This window comes from Streptomyces broussonetiae (assembly GCF_009796285.1).
Taxonomy (GTDB): Bacteria; Actinomycetota; Actinomycetes; order Streptomycetales; family Streptomycetaceae; genus Streptomyces; species Streptomyces broussonetiae.
Genome location: NZ_CP047020.1, coordinates 3,765,076 through 3,782,408, shown reverse-complemented (window position 1 = coordinate 3,782,408; position 17,333 = coordinate 3,765,076). Strand labels below are relative to the sequence as shown.

The following is a 17,333-nucleotide window of genomic DNA, read 5'->3' as shown; positions in this document are numbered from 1 at the left end:
CCGGCCACCTAGTGTCAAGTCAGCACGGCAGCCGCGGGTACGGGCGGATGTCCCCGCGATCCGCTGCCGGCGCGCCACCCCCCATGTATCTGCACGACACGCCACCGACAGTGCGCGAAGGAGGGCCCCATGGCCGTCGACTACACAGTGATCGTCCTGTACCTGGCCGGGATGCTGGCCATGGGCTGGTGGGGCATGCGCCGCGCCAAGTCGAAGAGCGACTTCCTGGTGGCGGGCCGCCGCCTCGGGCCCGCCATGTACTCCGGCACCATGGCGGCGATCGTCCTCGGCGGCGCGTCCACCATCGGTGGCGTGGGTCTCGGTTACCGGTACGGCCTCTCCGGCGCCTGGATGGTCTTCACCATCGGCCTCGGCCTGCTGGCGCTCTCCGTCTTCTTCTCCGCCCGGATCGCCCGTCTGAAGGTCTACACCGTCTCCGAGATGCTCGACCTGCGCTACGGCGGCAGGGCGGGCGTCATCTCGGGCGTGGTCATGTGGGCGTACACCCTCATGCTGGCGGTCACCTCGACCATCGCCTACGCCACGATCTTCGACGTCCTCTTCGACATGAACCGGACGCTCGCGATCGTGATCGGCGGGTCCATCGTCGTCGCGTACTCCACCCTCGGTGGCATGTGGTCGATCACCCTGACGGACATGGTCCAGTTCGTGGTGAAGACGATCGGCGTCCTGCTCCTGCTCCTGCCCATCGCCGTGGTCAAGGCGGGCGGCTTCAGCGAGATGAAGGCCAAGCTGCCGACCTCGTACTTCGACCCGCTGGGCATCGGTGGCGAGACGATCTTCACCTACGTCCTGATCTACACGTTCGGCATGCTGATCGGTCAGGACATCTGGCAGCGCGTGTTCACCGCCCGCGGCGACAGGACCGCCAAGTGGGGCGGCACGGTGGCCGGAACCTACTGTCTGGCCTACGCCCTCGCCGGCGCGGTGATCGGCACGGCCGCCAAGGTGCTCTACCCGAACCTCGCCAACCCCGACGACGCCTTCGCCACCATCGTCAAGGCCGAACTCCCCGTCGGCGTACGCGGCCTGGTGCTGGCCGCCGCCCTGGCCGCGGTGATGTCGACGTCCTCCGGCGCGCTGATCGCCTGCGCCACGGTCGCCAACAACGACATCTGGTCGCGGCTGCGGGGCGCCGTACGACGGGACGGCGGCGGTGATCACGACGAGGTCGCGGGCAACCGGGCGTTCATCCTGGTCATGGGCGTGGCGGTGATCGGTACGGCGATCGCGCTGAACAACGTGGTCGAGGCGCTGACCGTGGCGTACAACCTGCTCGTCGGCGGTCTGCTCGTGCCCATCCTCGGCGGCCTGCTGTGGAAGCGCGGCACCGGCCAGGGCGCGCTGGCCTCGGTGATCGTCGGCGGCCTCGCCGTGATCGGCCTGATGGCCGGCTACGGCATCCTCGCCAACGAGCCCGTCTACTACGGTCTGCTCGCCTCCCTCGCCGTCTACGTGGCCGTCTCCCTGGCCACGAAGCCCACCGACGAGGCCGTCCTCGGCGCATGGCGCGAGCGCCTCGCCGGACGCTCTCCCGAACTTCCGTCCGAACCCGTCCCGGCTCACCAGTAGAGTCGTATGGAAAGCAGTGCATGCGCGACGAAGCGCAGGAAAGAAGGCATTTCACCATGAGCAGCAACGAGACGCCCCGCGGCCCCGTCGACTCCTCCCGCATCCCGCGGTACGCCGGCCCGGCGACCTTCGCCCGGCTGCCCCGCCTGGACGAGGTCGGCACCGCCGATGTCGCCGTCGTGGGCGTGCCGTTCGACTCCGGCGTCTCGTACCGGCCGGGCGCCCGCTTCGGCGGCAACGCCATCCGCGAGGCGTCCCGGCTGCTGCGCCCGTACAACCCGGCGCAGGACGCCTCCCCGTTCGCCCTCGCCCAGGTCGCGGACGGCGGCGACATCGCCGTGAACCCGTTCAACATCAACGAGGCGGTCGAGACCATCGAGGCCGCGGCCGACGACCTGCTCGGTACGGGCGCCCGCCTGATGACGCTGGGCGGCGACCACACGATCGCCCTGCCGCTGCTGCGTTCGGTGGCCAAGAAGCACGGCCCGGTGGCCCTGCTCCACTTCGACGCCCACCTGGACACCTGGGACACCTACTTCGGCGCCGAGTACACCCACGGCACCCCGTTCCGCCGCGCCGTGGAGGAGGGCATCCTCGACACCTCCGCCCTCTCCCACGTCGGCACCCGCGGCCCGCTGTACGGCAAGCAGGACCTCACCGACGACGAGAAGATGGGCTTCGGCATCGTCACGTCCGCCGACATCTACCGCCGCGGCGCCGACGAGGTGGCCGACCAGCTGCGCCAGCGCATCGGCGACCGCCCGCTGTACATCTCCATCGACATCGACTGCCTCGACCCCGCCCACGCGCCCGGCACGGGCACGCCTGAGGCGGGCGGCATGACCTCGCGGGAGCTGCTGGAGATCCTGCGCGGCCTGGCCTCCTGCAACCTGGTCTCGGCGGACGTGGTCGAGGTGGCCCCGGCGTACGACCACGCCGAGATCACCTCGGTCGCCGCCTCCCACACGGCCTACGAACTGACCACCATCATGAGCCGCCAGATCGCGGCGGCCCGGAAGGACGCGTAACCGACGTGACCCACGACCACGACCTGGTACTCCGCCCGACGCCGGCGCAGATCACCGCGGCCCTGAACCCTCCCCCGGGGCGCAACGGCGGAGACCTGGTCGTGGAGACCCTGGCCGGGCTGGGCGCGACCACGGTCTTCGGCCTGCCCGGCCAGCACGCGCTGGGCATGTTCGACGCCCTGCGCAGGTCGTCGCTGCGCTACGTGGGCCTGCGGGTGGAGAACAACGCGGGCTTCGCGGCGGACGCGTACGGCAGGATCACGGGCGAGGCCGCGCCTCTCCTGCTCTCCACGGGCCCCGGCGCGCTGACGTCCCTGGCGGCGCTCCAGGAGGCCGCCGCGGCCTCCGCCCCCGTCCTGGCGATCAGCAGCCAGATCCCGACGGCGGGCCTCGGCGGCGGCCGTCACGGCTACCTCCACGAACTTCCCGACCAGTCCGCCTCCTTCCGGGGCGTGGTCAAGTCCGTGCACACGGTCCGCACGCAGTCCCAGATCCCGTCCGCGATCGCGGAGGCGTGGAAGTCGGCGCTGACGGCCCCGCACGGCCCGGTGTGGGTGGAGATCCCGCAGGACGTCCTGCTGTCGCCGACCGCCCTTCCGGTGGTGACGGCGATGGACGCGACGCCGGACGGCCTGGTCCCGCGCCCCGAACTGACGGCGCTGGCAGCCGACTTGCTGACCCACGCGTCCCGCCCGGCGATCATCGCGGGCGGCGGCGTCGTACGGTCCGACGCCTCGGGCAAGCTGAAGGCGCTGGCCGAGACGCTGGACGCACCGGTCGTGACGACGTTCGGCGGCAAGGGCGCGTTCCCCTGGGAGCACCCCCTGTCTCTCCAGTCCTGGCTGGAGGACCGCCACACGACGGACTTCCTCGAGGAGGCCGACGTCCTGCTGGTGGTCGGTTCGGGCCTCGGTGAACTCTCCTCCAACTACCACACGTTCAAGCCCCGCGGCCGGGTGATCCAGATCGAGGCGGACCTCGGCAAGCTGGAGTCCAACCATCCCGCCCTCGGCATCCACGCGGACGCCCGCCTCGCCCTGCAGGCGCTGCTGGAGACGGTGCGGGAGCGGACGGACGACTCGGCGCCGGAGCGGGTGCGGGAGCTGCTGGAGAAGGTGGCCGCCCGTATCGCCGGGCAGGGACTGACGTTGGAGCAGGAGGTGTTGGGCGCTGTCCGCAGTGCGCTGCCCGCGACCTCACCCTCCTTCTGGGACATGACGATCCTGGCGTACTGGGCGTGGTCGGCCTTCGACCCCCGGGGCACGAACACCATGCACTCCGCGCAGGGGGCCGGCGGCCTCGGCTACGGCTTCCCGGCGGCGCTGGGCGCGGCGGCGGCGGACCCGACGCGTCCCGTGCTGGCGGTGTCGGGCGACGGCGGCGCCCTGTACTCGATCGCGGAACTGGCCACGGCACGCCAGTACGACCTCCCGGTCACCTGGCTGATCGTCGACGACGGCGGCTACGGCATCCTGCGCGAGTACATGACGGACGCGTTCGGACAGCCGACGGCGACGGAACTCACGCGACCGGACTATGTGGCGCTGGCGGAGTCCTTCGGGGTGCCGGGGGTCCGTACGACTCCGGAGACCCTGGAGGAGGACCTGGCGAAGGCGATGGCCTCGCCGGGACCCTCGGTGGTGGTCCTGCCGGCGGTACTGCGGATGTTCGCGCCGACGCATCTGGGTTAGCCGGAGTGCGAACGGCGCAGTGCGCCGAGGGCGATCGGGGTCCTCGGCGCACTGCGCGGTCAGTGGAACGGCGGTGTCGCCTCAGCTCACGTCCGACGGGTCCAGGCGGTAGACCGTCGAGGTGCTGCTCTGTGTGGTCATCCTCGAAGAGGACTTGGCGGACGACTTGGACGAGGACGTCGCGCTCTTGCTGTACGCGCTCTCCTTCACCAGCGTCCCGTGCTTCTTCACCCAGGCCGTGACCTCGGAGGACAGGCTGTTGTTGCCGCCGCCGGGGCCGCCGCCCGTCATGCCGCCGCCGAGCTGGATGTAGTGCAGCTCGCCCTTCTTGACCAGTTCCTCGAGCTTGGCGACGGTCATCGCCTTGTCGGTGCCGGTGAAGCCCCACATGGAGATGACGGGCACCTTGGCGCTCAGCTCGATCTGGGCCGCGCTCTGCGAGTTGGAGACCGCGAGGAGCCAGGTGGCGCCGTCCTGGTGCTTCTTCAGGTACGCGATCAGCTCGCTGTCCGCGCCGCCCATGCCGCCCGGGCCACCGCCCATACCGGCGCCCGTACGGCCGCCGACCATGCGTCCCGACTCGCCGTTCGCGGAGCCGGTGCCGGCGGTGTCACCGGCGCCACCCGGCGCCGTACCGCCCGACGCGCCCTGGCCGCCGGGGAGTTCGCCGTTCTGGCCGCCGCCCGGGAGGCCCCCGGGTGCACTGCCGCCGTCGGGGAAGCCGCCGCCGGCCTCCGCGTTCCGGCCGCCGCCCCGCTGGGTGCCGCCCGGCATCCCGCCGCCGCCCGGGAAGTCGCCCCGGCCCCCCTGGAAACCGCCCCGGCCGCCGCCGAAGCCGTTGCCCGTCGAGGGACCGGCCGTCGGGTTCACGCCGCTCATGCCGCCACCGCCCGAGCCGGACGGCACCGACCAGGCGTACGCCGCCGGGCCCGCGAGCGCCGCGACGACGGCGGCGGCGACGGAGGCCGCCAGCAGCCGGACGCGGCCCCCGGAGCGGAAGACGAACAGGCCGACGACCGCAGCCGCCATCACGACACCCACGACCGGCCACAGCCAGGTGTTCCAGCCCGAGGCCCGGCGCAGCAGGACCATCGCCCAGACCGCCGTGACCGCGAGAGCGGCCGGCAGGACCCACACCCAGCGCCTGTCGGCGCGGAACGCGCGCAGCAGCAGCACGCCACCGCCGCCGCACAGCGCCGCGATGCCGGGCGCGAGGGCGGTCGTGTAGTACGGGTGCATCGTGCCCTCGGCGGTCGCGAAGGTGACGTAGTGCAGCACCGTCCAGCCGCCCCAGAGGATGAGCGCGGCCCGGGTGAGGTCGGTGCGTGGGGCGCGGCCGCACAGGATCAGGCCCGAGACGAGGGCGATCAGCGCGAACGGGATCAGCCAGGAGATCTGGCCGCCGAGGATGTCGTTGAACATCCGGCCGAGGCCCGCGGAGCCGGAGAAGCCGCCACCGCCGCCCCCTGCGCCACCGCCGCCGTTGCCCTCGCCGCCGAAGATCCGGCCGAGGCCGTTGTATCCCATGATCAGGTTCCAGGCGGTGCCGTCCGTCGAACCGCCGATGTACGGCCGCTCGGAGGCGGGGACGAGGGATACCGCGATGGCCCACCAGAAGCTGGCGACGGCCAGCACCACGCCCGCGATCAGCAGGTTGACCACCCGCTTGAGGAGCTTCGGCCGCGCCGCGAGCAGATAGACCGCGAAGACGGCGGGCAGCGCGATGTACCCGGCCAGCATCTTCGTGTTGAAGGCGAGGCCGAAGCAGACCGCCGAGCCGAGCAGGGGCAGCAGCCTGCCGGTGCGGGTGGCGCGCAGGGCGAGCGCCGCGCCGCCGGCCATCAGCAGGACGAGGATGGTGTCGGGGTTGTTGTCCCGGTTGATGGCGACCGTGATCGGGGTCAGCGCGAGGACCAGCGCGGCCACTGCCGCTGCCGCGTGCCCGAAGGACCGCTTCACGGAGGAGTGCAGGATCCAGATCGCGCCGAGCCCGGCAGCGACCTCCGGCAGCATCATCTGCCAGGTGCCGAATCCGAAGACCCGGCACGACAGGCTCATGACCATGTCGGCGAACGGCGGCTTGTCGACGGTGAGGAAGTTGCCCGCGTCGAGCGAGCCGAAGAACCAGGCCTTCCAGTTCTGGGTGCCGCTGTAGATGGCCGCGCTGTAGAAGCTGTTGAGGCTGGAGCCCGACAGGTTCCAGGTGTACAGCACGGCCGCGAGCAGCATGATCGCGAGCAGCGCGGGCAGCGACCAGCGCGGCGCGCGCTCCGGACCGGTGTCCGGCGGGGTCGGCGTCGGCGACGGCGGACCCGGGGTCGCCGTCATGGCGTGGGGGAGGGGATCGGTGGCAGATGTCACCGGGGTAGCGTGCAAGGACGGTTTGGGCGCTCGCTGTGGCGTGCCTTGCGGTTGCCTGTGAATCGGCAAGGGCTGACGGAGGTCCTTGGTCCCTCCGGGACTCGGCGGCGCCCTTTCGGTGCCGCCGAGTCTGCACCTGGCGCTCAGACCTGAGCGTCCTTCGCCAGGGCTACGAAGTGGGACCACGCGTGGGCGGGGAGGCTCAGCACCGGGCCGTTCGGGTTCTTGGTGTCACGGACGGGGACCAGGCCGCGGGTGGCGGCGAGGTTGGTGGCGACCTCGATGCAGGCGCCGCCGTTGCTGCTGTACGAGGACGTGAACCACTGCGGGGTTTCGGTCGTCACTGGGAATCCTTCTTCCAGGCGCTCAGACCTGAGCGTTCTTCGCCAGGGTGACGAAGTCGGACCAGGCGTCGGCGGGGAGGTTCAGCACCGGGCCGTTCGGGTTCTTGGTGTCACGGACGGGGATCACACCGTGCGAGGCGGCAAGGTTGACGGCGACTTCCACGCAGTTGCCGCCGTTGTTGCTGTGGGAGGACGTGAACCAGCGGGGAGCGTCGTTCGTTGTCACGGGGTGCCCTTTCGAAGCTGATCAATCATGGCCACGGAAGCCGCCTGCGAGAGTGCTTCGGCCTGCAGCTGATGGTAGGCCGCCATCATGGGCCGGATGGAAGTGGTTTCACGGTCCATGTGACCCTGGGCTTGGGACTCGGCGTAGGCGACCATGGACTGATCAGGCAGCGTCAGCAAGTTGACGGGTAGGTCGTAAGGACGCTTCTCGCCTATGTCGAACGGGGCAACCTGTAGAACCGTGTTGGGGCGGGCGGCAAACTCGACTAAGGCCTGAAGCTGGGCGTCCATGACCATGGTGCCGCCGACCCACCGCCGAATGCAGCTCTCATCCACGACGACAAGCATCGAGAGGAGCTGGGGCCGTGATAGCGCCTTCTGTCGCTCCAGCAGGTACGCAACCCGCTCGTCAGCCTGCTCGGGTGTGATGGCCCCCCGCTTGACGGCGCTTTCCGCCAGTACGCGTGCGTACTCGGGCGTCTGAAGCAGGCCTGGGATGATCCCGATCTCGTAGAGCCGGATTTCAACTGCTCGGGCTTCGTAGTCGACATACTCGGCGAAGCCCTCCAGCAGGGAGCCAAGGGTGAGCTCGCGGAAGCGGCGCTCGAACATGTCGCCTGTGCCCAACGTTCGGTCAGCACTGCGCGAGAACCGCAAGGTTGGCATCTTGCGACCAGTTTCAACGGCCGAAATATGCGAACTGGAATATTCCATCCTGGACGCCAACTCCTCCTGCTTCCACCCCCTCTCCTCTCTCGACCTGCGCAGCTGAGCCCCATAGGCAGCCTGTGGACTGCGCTCGGGGTTCAGCACCTTCACGTTGACCAACCCGACCTCCAACTAATCTGCCAGCTCTGACACGTTGAATGGCTTCCCACTGTAGGCCACGCTGAACTCGCTTGGTAGTCACACCGCTACAGAGAGGAGTTCCCGTGTCCGAGATGGCCCGGAATCAGGTGGAGGCCTTCCCCAAGTGCTATGGGTCGCTCGAGGAGTTGCGTGAAGCCCTGGCCGGCGTCGGCGTCACTCTTCCCGGTCTTCACCTCGACCCGGCGTCCTTCGGTGACGGGGACGGGATCCCTCTCTTCGACCTCGGCCGCTGCAACATGACCAACGCGGTTCGGCTGGTCGAGGCGCTTCGGAGGGGAGTGTCGCCGCCCGGGACACCGGCGGCGTCCGCCGCGACCGCGCGACCGGTTCGGGGCCGTGGCCATCATTCAGCGCAAGGGAGTTGACGACGTGAGTCACCGTATCGCCCGCCTCCTCAAGCCGCTGCTGCTACGGCGGAACAGGCCGAACGGCCACGGCACCCGGTCCCCGTAGCCGCAGTCGCAGCCGCAGTCGCCGCCCCCGGCCCGCGTGCCCGGCATCGGCATCGGGTCGTGCGGTATGCCGCCCGCTGTCGAGGTGACCCGGTGAACGGCCGCACCACCGCTCGCCTGCTGCCCTGGGCCGGGTCGGAGGGCAAGCCCTGTTACCTCGTGACCGACGGCACCGGCCCTCTCTCCAGGGTGGCCGACGCCCTCGAGGCCGTGCAGCTCGGGATGGCGGCCGATCTGCTCGGGCACGCCGCCGACTTGATGGCCGACCACCGGGCGACACCCGCCCAGCTCCGGTTCCTGCTCGCTCGGATGCGCGAGGCGTTGGCCGACGTGCACCGGATCGCCGAGAGCCGGGGCGCCCGCCTCGCGGAGCGGAACTGAAGCTCCCCGCCATCAGCCCCGGAGAATGGGCAAGTCCTCCTTGAACCGCGCCAGCTGAGCCTCGTACCCCGCGACGAAATCCGGGCGGCGGTCCTGGCCCAGGGTGCCCGTGGGAGACAGCGACCCCTGTTCCAGGAGGCCGGGCAGCGCGCGGAACACCGCCGCTGCCGCCTCCCAGTGCGCGCCACCGCGCTTGCGGGCCCGCAGCAGGGCGTCGTACGGATTGGACTCCAGTCGGTCGATGCGCTGGGTCGGGGTGAACTTGTCCGTGAAGGTGGCCGCGTCGGGCAGGGGCTTGGCCGGATCCGCGAGAGAGCGCAGCACCGCCACCGCCGCGAACAACCGGCCCCACCGCCTGACTTGACTCTCGTTCTCCGTCGGCATGGGCGAATCATTGCCACCTTTCGAACTCTTCGAACTTCCTCGGTGGGACCAGGTGTGCAACCATCCGGCCGTCTCGATGAGTCAACTGGGGCATGGATTCCCGAATACCCAGACGCAGGCGTACCGGTGTGCTCGCCGCGGTCCTCGGTGCCGCCCTGGTCGCGCCCACCGCGGTCGCCGCCACGCCCGCCGCCGCGGCCACGCCCGCCGTCAGCTGCACGTCCGCCAAGGCGGGTCTCGCCGCCAAGCTCCAGAAGGACATCACCGCCGCCCTCGCGAACCGCAAGGGCACCGTCGCCCTCGGTGTGTACGACCGCAGCACCGCCACCACCTGCACCCTGCGCGCCACCAGCGCCTACGACTCGGCCAGTACCGTCAAGGTCACCGTGCTGGCGACGCTGCTGTGGGACGCCAAGAAGCACAACCGGTATCTGACGAGCACCGAGCAGTCGCTCGCCACGGCCATGATCACCCAGTCGGACAACGACGCGACCAGCACGCTGTGGAAGCAGCTGGGCATGACGAAGATCAAGGGCTTCCTGACCGCCGCCGGAATGACGAAGACCGTGCCGGGCACGGGCGGTTACTGGGGCCTGACCCAGGAGAACGTCACCGACGAGCAGAAGCTGCTGGGGCTCGTGACCGCGAAGAACAGCGTGCTGAGCGACAACTCCCGCGCCTACATCCTGAAGCTGATGGGCCAGGTCATCCCCTCGCAGCGCTGGGGCACCCCGGCCGGCGCGCCGTCCACCGTCTCCGTGCACGTCAAGAACGGCTGGCTGCAGCGCGCGACGCGCGGCTGGCGGGTGCACAGCCTCGGCACCTTCAACGGCGCGGGCCACGACTACATGATGTCGGTGCTGACCCAGGACAACAGCACCATGGACTACGGCGTGACCACCATCCAGAACGTCGCCAAGGTCATCCACAAGGACCTCGTGCCGACCACGACGACCACCAAGGTCTACGTCCCGACGAGCAGGCCGAGCGAGGCCTTCGTCGCCGTACCGCCGCAGGGCTGAGGCACGGCACACGGCATACGGCCGGACCCCGCGGAGCGTTTTGTTGCAGCGGGATGAAATCCGCCCCCGCCGGCGTTGGTGCCTTCCGGTAGAGCAGGTCGATCGAACGGAAGGCACCGGCGTGGCAGCGCAACGGGGATGGGCGAAGCGTCTGGCGGTCTATGCCTGGCGGTATCCCAAGGACGTCGTCCTCGCCCTCGGCTCGTCCCTCGCCGGCATGGCCGTGATGGCCGTCGCCCCGCTGATCACCAAGGTGATCATCGACGACGTGATCGGGAACCACACCCGCTCCATGGCCCCCTGGGCCGGCGCCCTGATCGGCGCGGCCCTGCTGGTCTACGCCTCCACCTACGTCCGCCGCTACTACGGCGGCCGGCTCGCCCTCGACGTCCAGCACGACCTGCGCACGGAGATGTACGAGACCATCACCCGGCTCGACGGGCGGCGCCAGGACGAGCTGTCCACCGGGCAGGTGGTCGGCCGGGCCACCAGCGACCTCCAGCTGATCCAGGGCCTGCTCTTCATGCTCCCGATGACCATCGGGAACGTCATGCTCTTCCTGATCTCCCTGGTGATCATGGCGTGGCTGTCGCTGCCGCTGACCCTGGTCGCGCTCGCCGTCGCGCCCGCGCTCGGCTGGATAGCCAAGCGCAGCCGCAGCAAGCTGCACCCCGCCACCTGGTACGCCCAGGCCCAGGCCGCCGCCGTCGCGGGCGTGGTCGACGGTGCCGTGAGCGGCGTACGCGTCGTGAAGGGCTTCGGGCAGGAGGAGCAGGAGACCGGGAAGCTGCGGGAGGTCGGCCGCCGGCTCTTCGCCGGGCGGCTGCGGACGATACGGCTGAACAGCAGGTACACCCCCGCCCTCCAGGCCGTCCCCGCCCTCGGCCAGGTCGCCATGCTGGCCCTCGGCGGCTGGCTGGCCGTGCGCGGGCACATCACGCTCGGCACGTTCGTCGCCTTCTCCAGCTATCTCGCCCAGCTGGTCGGCCCGGTCCGCATGCTCGCCATGGTCCTCACGGTCGGCCAGCAGGCCCGCGCCGGCACCGAGCGCGTGCTGGAGCTGATCGACACCGAGCCGACGATGCAGGACGGCACCAAGACCCTCCCGGCCGACGCGCCCGCGACCGTCGAGTTCGACGACGTGTCCTTCGGGTACGAGAGCGGTTCGCCGGTCCTCCGGGGGCTCAGCTTCGAGATACGCCCCGGCGAGACCCTCGCCGTCGTCGGCTCCTCCGGCTCCGGCAAGTCCACGCTCTCCCTGCTCCTGCCGCGCTTCTACGACGTCACCCACGGCGCCGTCCTGATCGGCGGGCACGACGTGCGCGAGCTGACCCTGGACAGCCTGCGGGCCGCGATCGGGCTCGTCCCCGAGGACTCCTTCCTCTTCTCCGACACCGTCCGCGCCAACATCGCCTACGGCCGCCCGGACGCCACCCAGGAGGAGATCGAGAGCGCCGCCCGCGCCGCCCAGGCGGACCGTTTCATCGCCGAACTCCCGGGTGGCTACGCCACCACGGTCGGCGAGCAGGGCCTGACCCTCTCCGGCGGCCAGCGCCAGCGCATCGCGCTCGCCCGCGCCCTGCTCACCGACCCGCGCCTGCTCGTCCTGGACGACGCCACCTCGGCCGTGGACGCCCGCGTCGAGCACGAGATCCACGAAGCGCTGCGGCACGTCATGGAGGGCCGGACGACCCTCCTCATCGCGCACCGCCGCTCCACCCTGGGCCTCGCCGACCGCATCGCCGTCCTCGACGGCGGCCGGCTCGCCGACCTCGGCACCCACGAGGAACTCCAGGAGAGGTCCGCGCTGTACCGCCGGCTGCTGACCGATCCGGACGAGCTGGGCGGAGTCTCGCCGGGCCACGCCGAGCCCGCCGTACCGGCGCAGGACACCTCGCTGCGCGAGGAGCTGGACGCCGAGTTCGACGCCGAGCGGGGCGTGACCCCGCGACTGTGGACCGGTGACCGCGAGTCCAAGAACGCCGAGGTCACCGCGCTGGGCGGCACCCCCGCCACGCCCGAACTGCTCGCCCAGGTCGAGGCGCTGCCCCCGGCCACCGACACCCCGGACGTCGACGAGGCCCGGGCGGTGCTCCGCGAGGACTCCTACGGTCTGCGCCGGCTGCTGCGCGGCTTCGGCGCGCCCCTGCTGATCAGTCTGGGGCTGGTCGCCGTGGACGCGGGCGCGGGCCTGCTGCTGCCGGTGCTGATCCGGCACGGCATCGACGCGGGCGTGACGAAGATGGCCCTCGGCGCGGTCTGGGCGGCGGCCCTGCTCGGCCTCGCGACCGTGCTGGTGCAGTGGGTCGCGCAGATCGGCGAGACCCGGATGACCGGCCGTACCGGCGAGCGGGTGCTGTACACGCTGCGGCTGAAGATCTTCGCCCAGCTCCAGCGGCTCGGCCTCGACTACTACGAGCGTGAGCTGACCGGCCGGATCATGACCCGGATGACGACCGACGTCGACGCCTTGTCGACGTTCCTGCAGACCGGCCTGGTCACGGCGTTCGTCTCGGCGGTCACCTTCTTCGGCATCATGGTCGTCCTGCTGGTGATCGACGTGCACCTCGCGCTCGTCGTCTTCGCGACCCTGCCCCCGCTGATCGTCGCGACCGTCTTCTTCCGCCGGGCGAGCGTGAAGGCGTACGAACTGGCCCGTGAGCGGGTGTCGGTGGTCAACGCCGACCTGCAGGAGTCGGTCGCCGGGCTGCGGATCGTGCAGGCCTTCCGGCGCGAGCGGGACGGCGGGGCGCGGTTCGCCGGGCGCAGCGACGACTACCGCCGCGCCCGCGTCCGCGGCCAGTGGCTGATATCCGTCTACTTCCCCTTCGTCCAGCTGCTGTCCTCGGTCGCCTCGGCGTCCGTGCTGATCGCGGGCGCGCACCGGGTGGAGGCGGCCACGCTGACGACGGGCGCGCTGGTCGCCTATCTCCTCTACATCGACCTGTTCTTCGCGCCGGTCCAGCAGCTGTCCCAGGTCTTCGACGGCTACCAGCAGGCCACCGTCTCGCTGGGCCGCATCCAGGAGCTGCTGCGCGAGCCGACGTCCACGGGGTCGGCCGAGGAGCCGCTGGAGGTGCTGTCCCTGCGCGGCGACATCGCCTTCGAGAACGTGCACTTCGCCTACGGCGCCGCCGACGGCCACGAGGAGGCGCTGACCGGCATCGACCTGAGGATCCCCGCCGGCCAGACGGTGGCCTTCGTCGGTGAGACGGGCGCGGGCAAGTCCACCCTGGTCAAGCTGGTCGCGCGCTTCTACGACACCACCAGCGGCCGGGTCACGGTCGACGGCACGGATCTGCGCGCCCTCGACCTGACGTCCTACCGGCACCGGCTCGGGCTGGTCCCGCAGGAGGCGTACCTCTTCGCGGGCACGATCCGTGACGCGATCGCCTACGGCCGTCCCGACGCCACCGACGCCGAGGTGGAGGCGGCGGCGCGGACGGTCGGCGCGCACGAGATGATCGCCCGGCTGGAGGGCGGCTATCTGCACGAGGTCGCCGAGCGCGGCCGTAATCTCTCGGCCGGCCAGCGCCAGCTGATCGCGCTCGCCCGCGCCGAGCTGGTCGACCCCGACGTCCTGCTCCTGGACGAGGCCACGGCCGCCCTGGACCTGGCCACCGAGGCCCAGGTCAACCAGGCCACCGACCGACTGGCGGGCCGTCGCACGACGCTGGTGGTGGCCCACCGCCTGACCACGGCTGCCCGGGCCGACCGGGTGGTGGTCATGGACCACGGCCGGGTCGCGGAGGACGGCACCCACGACGAACTCCTGGCCCTCGGTGGCCGGTACGCCGAGCTGTGGCGGACCTTCGTCGGCGGGGCCGAACCGGAGGAGCCGGTGGGCGTCTCCCGCTGAGGCCGGTCCACGGCCCGGGACGAAGCGTTCTGTTGACGGTCGTGCAACCTTCCGACACACCAGTGCGTCCGTACATCAGTACGGGGCCATCGGGGGGAAGGCTTCTGCGGCACGGGGAAACGGGGATCGGGGAGGACAACGGTGAACAGTGGTGGGACACGTCGACGGCTGGCGCTCGGCGCGGCCGTGCTGGCCGCGTCGGGGGCGCTGGCGTTCCTGGCGTCCGGCACCGCACAGGCGGACGCGGCGAACTCCTGCGCCGGGCGCGAGGTGCTGACCCTGCCGTTCAGCACCGGCGTCACGCACGTCTACAGGAACGACGGCTACGTCTGCGCGCTGACCATCGCCAGACAGCCGGGCTCCCGTCAGACGATGTCGGTCAGCGTCCAGGCCCGCGGCAACCGCCCGGTGGTCGACCGGGGCAGCTACCTCCGGCTCGCGGGCCCGGTCACCGTCCACGCCGGCCACCGCTGCCTGTGGATCAAGGGCTCGGTGGGCCGGGGCTCGGTGGACAGGGGCTGGGTGCTGTGCTGAGCGGGCGCTGAGCGAGGGGCTCACACCCGCCGGGCGCAGCCCACCGGCCTCGTCCCGCCCAGCTGGACGTAGAGCACCGTCGACGCGGGACACTGCGCGCGCGTCGCGACCGCCGTGGCGATCCGGTACTGCGGCCGGTGTGCGCCCGAGCCGTCGCAGGCCGTCTCGCGGACCTGGCCCGTGCCCGAGGTGTAGACGCAGTCGCCCGGGATCGTGCGCGGGCCGCCCCCGCCGCCGGGGTCGCCGGGGTGCGGGGGCTCCAGGTCGCGCATACAGGCGTAGCCCCGGGCGCCGATGTGCAGCACGAAGTCCGTGGTCGCCGGGCACAGCGGGCCGTCGCCCGGCGCGCCGTCGTAGCGGGTGACGACCCGGGCCGCCGCCCGCTCGCTCGCGCAGGGCACCTCGGTGATGTCGGCCGTGCCGAAGGAACTGCAGGTGCCGACGGCGAGGAACGCGGTGCCGTAGCCGCCAGTCGCGGTGGGGCGGGCGTCGCCCACGGGGGCGCCCGTCTGCCTCCCGCAGCCGGTCAGCAGGGCGGCCAGCAGCAGGCACGCCAGTCCTGCGACACCTTTCCCACGCATGGTCACCCCCCCGGCACCCCTGCCCAGCGTGGCCCGGGCGCCGGTGCCACGCCAGGCGTTCGGGAGGGTTTGCGACTTCCTGCGCCGGTACGCCCGGTGGGTTCCGTACGCCTAGTACGTCAGCCCGTGTCCGATCGGGTACAGCACCTGCGTCGGATCGTCCGCCCGCTGCACCGCCACCGGCAGCTTCCCGCGCGGCGACACCCGCCCGGCGATCACCCGCGCGGCGGCGCGCACCTCGACGTCGGTCCAGCCGTAGGACGCCAGGCAGCCCTTCACGGCGGGGAACCGGGCCACGTCGTACGGGTTGCGGACGGCCAGGGCCGCCAGTGGCCGGCCCGTGGCCAGCAGCTGTGCCACCAGGGTCCGCTGGGAGCTGTCGGCCGTGACGTCGTACGTCGCCACGACGATCGCGTCCGCGTCCTGCGCCGCCGCCACCGCCTGGGCGACGGCCGCGGCGGAGGGCGAGGTGCCGGTGGACAGGGCCGTGGCGGTGAAGCCGAGTTCGGTGAGCGCGGCGGCCAGGACGCGGGTGGGCGGACCGGTGGTGCCGGAAGGGGAGTCCGGGTCCGCGCCGACGACCAGGATCCGGCGCTCGGTGCGCACGGCGAAGGGGAGCGTGCGGTCCTCGTTGACGAGCAGGGTCGTGGTGCGCTCGGCGATCCGGTCGGCAGCGGCCAGGTGCGCCTTGCTGCCCACCGTGCGCTCCAGGCCGGCCCGGTCGGCGTACGGCTGGTCGAAGAGACCGAGCCGGGACTTCAGGCGCAGGATGCGCAGGATCGATTCGTCCAGCCGGGACTCGGTCAGCTCGCCGTCCTGCACGGCCTTGAGCACGGCGTGCCAGGCCACGTCGATCGAGGGCGGGTTGAGCAGCTGGTCCACCCCGGCCTTGAGGGCGAGCACCGGTACCCGGTCGTCGCCGTACTTGGTGCGTACGCCCTCCATGCCGAGGGAGTCGGTGATCACGACACCGTCGTAGCCGAGTTCGCCGCGCAGGATGCCGGAGAGGATCGGGGGCGAGAGGGTGGCCGGGTCGCCGGAGTCGTCCAGGCCAGGGAACTGGATGTGGGCGGTCATGACCGAGTCGATGCCGGCGGCGATCGCGGCCCGGAACGGTACGGCGTCCAGCTTCTCCCAGAGGTCCCGGCTGTGGGTGATGACCGGGAAGCCGGTGTGGCTGTCGACGGCGGTGTCGCCGTGGCCCGGGAAGTGCTTGGCGGTCGCCGCGACCCGGGACTCCTGGTAGCCCTTCACCTCGGCGGCCACCAGCGCCGCGACCGCGTCCGGATCGGCGCCGAAGGAGCGCACGCCGATGATCGGGTTGGCCGGGTTCACATTGACGTCGGCGTCGGGGGAGTAGTCCTGGTTGATGCCCATCGCGCGCAGTTCGGCACCGGAGAGCCGGCCGAGGGTCCGCGCGTCGGACCGGGATCCGCCCGCTCCGACCGCCATCGCGCCCGGGAACAGCGTCGCGGGCTTGCCGACCCGGCAGACCGCGCCGTGCTCCTGGTCGGTGGCGATGAGCACCGGCAGGCCGCGCGGCCGGTCCAGGGAGGCCTTCTGGATGCCGTTGGACAGGTCCCGGATCTGGTGCGGGTCACGGGTGTTGTGGGCCCAGGTGAAGTAGATGATGCCGCCGACCCGGTACGTCGCGACCAGCTCGGCGGCCGTGCGGACGCCCAGCTCCTTGAGGTTGGCGTCGATGTCGGCCTGGTCGGGGGCGGTGGCGGAGTGGCCGTAGACCCGCATCACGAAGAGCTGGCCGACCTTCTCCTCAAGCGTCATCCCGGAGATCAGGGCGCGCAGCCGGCGGTCGTCGGGGGACGGGCCCGCGGCATGGGCGGCTGCCGTCGGCACCGTCAGCGCGGCGGTGAGGCCGGCGGTGGCGGCGAGGACGGCGCGTCTGGACGGCCGTGCGGCGTTTCCCGTGTTTCCGGTGCTTCCCGTGCTGGTGTCGGGCACGTGCGCTCCTTCCGGAGGAGAACCGCTGAAGGAAACTTCCGAGGAG

The 17,333-nt window shown here is 71.4% G+C and carries 14 protein-coding genes; 7 read left to right on the top strand and 7 right to left on the bottom strand.

The window, feature by feature from the left end:
* The first annotated feature begins 129 nt into the window (after positions 1–129).
* From GQF42_RS17530 to GQF42_RS17520, 3 genes are read left to right on the top strand one after another with little or no spacing between them, the layout of a single operon-like run.
* Complete coding sequence (locus GQF42_RS17530) at positions 130–1,593, top strand: sodium:solute symporter (RefSeq protein WP_158921012.1); 1,464 nt, start codon at positions 130–132, stop codon at positions 1,591–1,593.
* Between the two features lie 56 nt (positions 1,594–1,649).
* Complete coding sequence (gene speB / locus GQF42_RS17525) at positions 1,650–2,621, top strand: agmatinase (protein ID WP_094221415.1); 972 nt, start codon at positions 1,650–1,652, stop codon at positions 2,619–2,621.
* Between the two features lie 5 nt (positions 2,622–2,626).
* Positions 2,627–4,312: a thiamine pyrophosphate-binding protein gene (locus tag GQF42_RS17520; protein WP_158921010.1), complete on the top strand. Its 1,686-nt coding sequence runs from the start codon at positions 2,627–2,629 to the stop codon at positions 4,310–4,312.
* Between the two features lie 81 nt (positions 4,313–4,393).
* Here the strand turns inward: GQF42_RS17520 and GQF42_RS17515 are convergent, their stop codons facing one another.
* From GQF42_RS17515 to GQF42_RS17500, 4 genes are all read right to left on the bottom strand, one after another.
* Positions 4,394–6,673 carry a glycosyltransferase family 39 protein gene (locus GQF42_RS17515; RefSeq protein ID WP_158921008.1) on the bottom strand — a complete coding sequence of 760 codons (2,280 nt, stop codon included), beginning with the start codon at positions 6,671–6,673 and terminating at the stop codon, positions 4,394–4,396.
* A gap of 143 nt (positions 6,674–6,816) precedes the next feature.
* On the bottom strand, positions 6,817–7,017 hold the full coding sequence (locus GQF42_RS17510) for a DUF397 domain-containing protein (RefSeq protein WP_158921006.1): 201 nt from the start codon (positions 7,015–7,017) through the stop codon (positions 6,817–6,819).
* A gap of 22 nt (positions 7,018–7,039) precedes the next feature.
* On the bottom strand, positions 7,040–7,243 hold the full coding sequence (locus GQF42_RS17505; RefSeq protein ID WP_158921004.1) for a DUF397 domain-containing protein: 204 nt from the start codon (positions 7,241–7,243) through the stop codon (positions 7,040–7,042).
* Entirely contained in the window at positions 7,240–8,070 is an 831-nt protein-coding gene (locus tag GQF42_RS17500; protein WP_158921002.1) for a helix-turn-helix domain-containing protein, read from the bottom strand. Before GQF42_RS17500 ends, GQF42_RS17505 begins: the two co-directional genes overlap by 4 nt.
* 587 nt (positions 8,071–8,657) lie before the next feature.
* Here GQF42_RS17500 and GQF42_RS17495 point away from each other — a divergent pair.
* Complete coding sequence (locus GQF42_RS17495) at positions 8,658–8,945, top strand: hypothetical protein (protein ID WP_158921000.1); 288 nt, start codon at positions 8,658–8,660, stop codon at positions 8,943–8,945.
* Positions 8,946–8,957: 12 nt separating this feature from the next.
* Here GQF42_RS17495 and GQF42_RS17490 read toward each other — a convergent pair whose 3' ends face one another.
* Positions 8,958–9,329 (bottom strand): hypothetical protein, encoded by a 372-nt coding sequence (locus tag GQF42_RS17490; RefSeq protein ID WP_158920998.1) that lies wholly within the window; start codon positions 9,327–9,329, stop codon positions 8,958–8,960.
* Between the two features lie 92 nt (positions 9,330–9,421).
* Between GQF42_RS17490 and GQF42_RS17485 the strand changes: the two genes are divergently transcribed.
* The 3 genes from GQF42_RS17485 (at position 9,422) to GQF42_RS17475 (ending at position 14,744) form a co-directional block, all read left to right on the top strand.
* The gene (locus tag GQF42_RS17485; protein ID WP_158920996.1) at positions 9,422–10,351 is read left to right on the top strand and encodes a serine hydrolase; all 930 of its coding nucleotides are present in this window, start codon (positions 9,422–9,424) and stop codon (positions 10,349–10,351) included.
* 121 nt (positions 10,352–10,472) lie between these two features.
* On the top strand, positions 10,473–14,210 hold the full coding sequence (locus GQF42_RS17480; protein ID WP_158920994.1) for an ABC transporter ATP-binding protein: 3,738 nt from the start codon (positions 10,473–10,475) through the stop codon (positions 14,208–14,210).
* A 141-nt stretch (positions 14,211–14,351) separates the two neighbouring features.
* The gene (locus GQF42_RS17475) at positions 14,352–14,744 is read left to right on the top strand and encodes a hypothetical protein (protein WP_158920992.1); all 393 of its coding nucleotides are present in this window, start codon (positions 14,352–14,354) and stop codon (positions 14,742–14,744) included.
* Between the two features lie 20 nt (positions 14,745–14,764).
* On the opposite strand, the gene GQF42_RS17470 is transcribed toward GQF42_RS17475, so the two are convergent.
* Together GQF42_RS17470 and GQF42_RS17465 are read right to left on the bottom strand one after the other, a co-directional pair.
* Positions 14,765–15,325 (bottom strand): hypothetical protein, encoded by a 561-nt coding sequence (locus tag GQF42_RS17470; RefSeq protein ID WP_158920990.1) that lies wholly within the window; start codon positions 15,323–15,325, stop codon positions 14,765–14,767.
* A gap of 111 nt (positions 15,326–15,436) precedes the next feature.
* A complete protein-coding gene (locus GQF42_RS17465) occupies positions 15,437–17,287 on the bottom strand; it encodes a glycoside hydrolase family 3 protein (RefSeq protein ID WP_158920988.1) in 1,851 nt (616 codons plus the stop codon).
* Between the last annotated feature and the right edge of the window lie 46 nt (positions 17,288–17,333).